Below are 3,618 nucleotides of genomic sequence, written 5' to 3' on the forward strand. Positions count from 1 at the left end.
TTACAATCAGCGGATTAATATCGGTCACAAATACCTCTTCTACAAGTGGCGGATTTGACGAGGAAAGCGATGATGAACTTCGTGAGCGGTATTTTGAAAAGGTTTCTCTTCCCTCTACGAGCGGCAGCAAATATCACTATGTCATGTGGGCAAAAGAGGTCAGCGGCGTGGGCGATGCAAAATGCCTGCCCCTGTGGAACGGAAACGGTACGGTGAAAGTTATTATCATAAATGCCGACAAACAAACCGCAAGCGAAGATTTGATTTACGAGGTTGCGGCACATATAGAAGAAAGCAGACCAATCGGTGCGGCGGTAACGGTGGAGAGCGCAGTGCCTTTGAACATCAACATATCGGTTTCCCTAACTCTGGCAAACGGTGTAACAACAGAAACCGCAACAGAAAAGATAACCGAGGCTGTTTCTTTATATTTAAAGAAAAACACCTTTGCAGGAACATATATTTCTTATGCTCAAATCGGCGGATGCATTTTAAGTGTGGAAGAAGTCCTTGATTACAGCAATTTAAAGGTAAATGGTGCTACTTCAAATATATCGGTGCCTGAAACGTCTGTGCCGGTGTTGGGGGTGATTACCGTTGCGTAACTATCTGCCGACATACTATGCAAAATCCAAGGTGATGAACAACTTGTTTGATTCCCTGGAGTCAGAGCATGATCGGTTAAAACAAGAGGTGCATCTAACCGAGAACCAGTTTTTTGTATTGCTGACCGATAAGGATATATCAAGGCATGAGGCTGATGTTGGTTTATCCCCCGATAATGCAGCGGATATTGAAACCCGCAAAGGCAGAGTCTTATCTCGCCTGCGCGGCACGGGGACTGTCACCAAGTCAATGGTTAAAAATGTGGCGGCATCTTTTGTAAACGGTGAGATTGAAATAGTTGAACACGCAGGGGATTACCTGTTTGAAGTAAAGTTTATGAGTAAGCGGGGTGTGCCGTACAATCTTGCCGACATACAAAAGGTGATTGAAGATATTAAGCCCGCCCACTTGGCGGTGGAATACATCTTCACTTACCGTCTGTGGCAGGATGTTTTAAATACTTTATCGGGTTGGAATGAAGTAAAAAATTACTCTTGGGAAAACCTTTTAACATTTGAGGTAAAAAACAATCTTAGAATAATTGATGACATTCCATATTACTGCGGTGACGGTGGAAATGGTATCGTCATTTGGAACGAAAGTAGAGCGTATGCAAGGGGGGTAATGTAAATGGCAGAAATACAACCAAGTGATATAGGTCTTGCGACATTTAATGATGTAGGCGATGTGGCAAATTTGCAGACCAATGCAAAGGAAATCGTATCTGCAATCAATGAGGTATTGGCAAGCGGCGGGGGCGTTTCATCAGGCGAGCAGATTTTTATGGAGGGCGAGGACAACACCGTAATCGGCGGCGGCAATATCATATTCGGAAACGGGAACAGAGTTTTCGGCTCGGGGAATCTGATCGTGGGAGACAATCACCTGATTATCGGGTCGAATAAGACAGTTGCAAAATATATCGACATAAGCACAGAGTGGTATGACTATCCCGCAAAGAAGATCTATTTTTATTATTTTGGTGAAGACAATATAGCGCCGATCCCCTCCGGAACTACGGTCTCTTTTTCCCTGCAGCAGACCTGGGTTGATGCAAACTGGACGGACTGGTTCTATGTGGAGAGCAAAAGAATTATAACAACGGTAGTCGATTTTAATGTGAACGGCAGCTATATCGAGGTTGCCGAAATGCCGGAACTCTCCTTTGACCCGCCCGATGATGTTCATACCATTTTAGATTTTGGGTATGTCCTAAACTTTATCGTTTTGAGTGAGGAATACAAGAAAAATGGGAATGGTTCTCTCAGTATGGGCGGTACTTCAATGGGAGTGTCAAGTATCAGCGGAAACGGTGCAAATGCCTCGGGGAATTACTCAGCCGGGTTTAATGCGGCATCGAGCAAAGGGTATGGCACCTTTGCCGCAAACTCGAGCTACGCAGAGGGGAACTATGCTTTTGCCGTCAATCAGGGAAGGACTTATTCCGAATACTCCACAGCCTTAAACACTGCATATACCTACTCGGGATATTCCTGTTCGCTCAATGGCGGAAGGACCTGCGGCAGAGCCATCAAATGCGTTTCGATGAACAGCAGCAGCGGAACAATTACCGCAGCCGAAGGAGAGTCCTTGACCGGTCTTAGCGGCGCTACATTTCTTGTTCGGTATAAGAATTCGTATAACACGATTATTTACAATACGAAAATGGTGACATCAATCAGCGGCAGAGTGCTATCCTTTGCCGAAGGCTTTGGCGGCTCTGGTTATAGCTTAATGCCGGACGGATATATCTTCAGGGTAGAGGTGAGTAATGGTCACAACATGGCGACCGGTTACGGGGTTACGGGAAACAAGTATTCCCAGGCGCATGGTCTGTACACTCTTTGTGTGCATGAGGGTGCGACGATATACGGAAAATACGGCGTTTCCCCCGGAAATTATTCTTGGAGTCTTGCAAACGGTACCTCATTTTCTGATATGGCATTGGCCATTAAAATTCTTCAAAACGGGGATATCCACACAGACGGGACATTGTCCTCGCCCTGCGCCGACTATGCGGAGTTTTTCGAATGGCAGGACGGCAATCCAAACGGTGAGGACAGAGCAGGATATTTTGTGAAACTGATTGGGGATAAGATTGTAAAGACTGATGATTTCGATAACCCTATCGGTATTATCTCGGCAATGCCTGCCATTATAGGCGACAGCGGCGAGATGCACTGGCAGGGTAAGTTTGTAACGGATGACTTTGGCAGGGTGCAGTATCATGATGTTGTTATCCCCGAGGAAAAAGACGATGAGGGGAATATTATCGTTGAGGAGCATACCCAGCGCCAGCCCATTTTAAATCCTAATTGGGACAGCGCGCAGGAATATATTCCAAGGCAAAACCGCCCCGAATGGGCAACGGTGGGTGTGCTTGGTAAACTGATTGTCTATGATGACGGCACACTAAAATCAGGGGATTTATGCAGATGCGGAAATGGTGGTATTGCAGTAAAATCAGTTAATAATGGGTACCCTGTGCTAAAACGCATAGCAGAGGATAAAGTTTTGATTTGGTTTAAATAATGGGGGGGGTGAAATAGATGCCGAAAACAACAACAAATTATGGCTTTAAAAAGCCGCTGTATAACGAAAATGCTGATGTTGCGGTGCTGAATGAAAACTTTGACGCATTGGACGAACTATTAACACCTACCATATCAGCGAATACTGCGCCTACATCGATTTCAAAGGGCAAGATAGTGAACATTTTAGGCTGGCTTGCAAACCGTATCAAATCAATCACGGGTAAAGCCAATTGGTACACTGACCCATCGGTTACCTTGGAGGATTGTAAAAGTCATATTCAAAGTGGCAGTCATACCAATGCAACTGTTGCCTCAAGCGGTTTTATGAGCGCCGGGGATAAGCAAAAGCTGGACTATGCCACAAATGATTATACGGCAAGTCGTCTGATTTTGCGGGATAGCTATGGCAGAGCAAGGGTGCAAAATCCTGCCGATAATTACGATATTGCAAATAAAAGTTATGTGGATAATAACTTTG

At 45.1% G+C, this 3,618-nt stretch carries 4 protein-coding genes; all 4 read left to right on the forward strand.

The annotated features are described in order from the left end of the window. On the forward strand, positions 1–605 hold a 605-nt coding region (locus WC958_06275), incomplete at its 5' end, for a baseplate J/gp47 family protein (GenBank protein ID MFA5629827.1). Next, positions 598–1,236, forward strand: coding sequence for a putative phage tail protein (locus WC958_06280; GenBank protein ID MFA5629828.1), 639 nt, complete (start codon positions 598–600; stop codon positions 1,234–1,236). The genes WC958_06275 and WC958_06280, both read left to right, overlap by 8 nt. Next, complete coding sequence (locus tag WC958_06285) at positions 1,237–3,138, forward strand: peptidase G2 autoproteolytic cleavage domain-containing protein (GenBank protein ID MFA5629829.1); 1,902 nt, start codon at positions 1,237–1,239, stop codon at positions 3,136–3,138. A gap of 17 nt (positions 3,139–3,155) precedes the next feature. Continuing rightward, the coding region (locus WC958_06290; protein ID MFA5629830.1) for a hypothetical protein at positions 3,156–3,618 on the forward strand (463 nt) is incomplete at its 3' end.

The organism is Dehalococcoidales bacterium (genome assembly GCA_041656115.1).
Lineage (GTDB): Bacteria > Chloroflexota > Dehalococcoidia > Dehalococcoidales > UBA5627 > UBA5627.

What these genes read in the sequence shown, in the direction of transcription:
- WC958_06285 (MFA5629829.1), top strand. Translation starts at nt 1,237, where the DNA reads ATGGCAGAAATACAACCAAGTGATATAGGTCTTGCGACATTTAATGAT.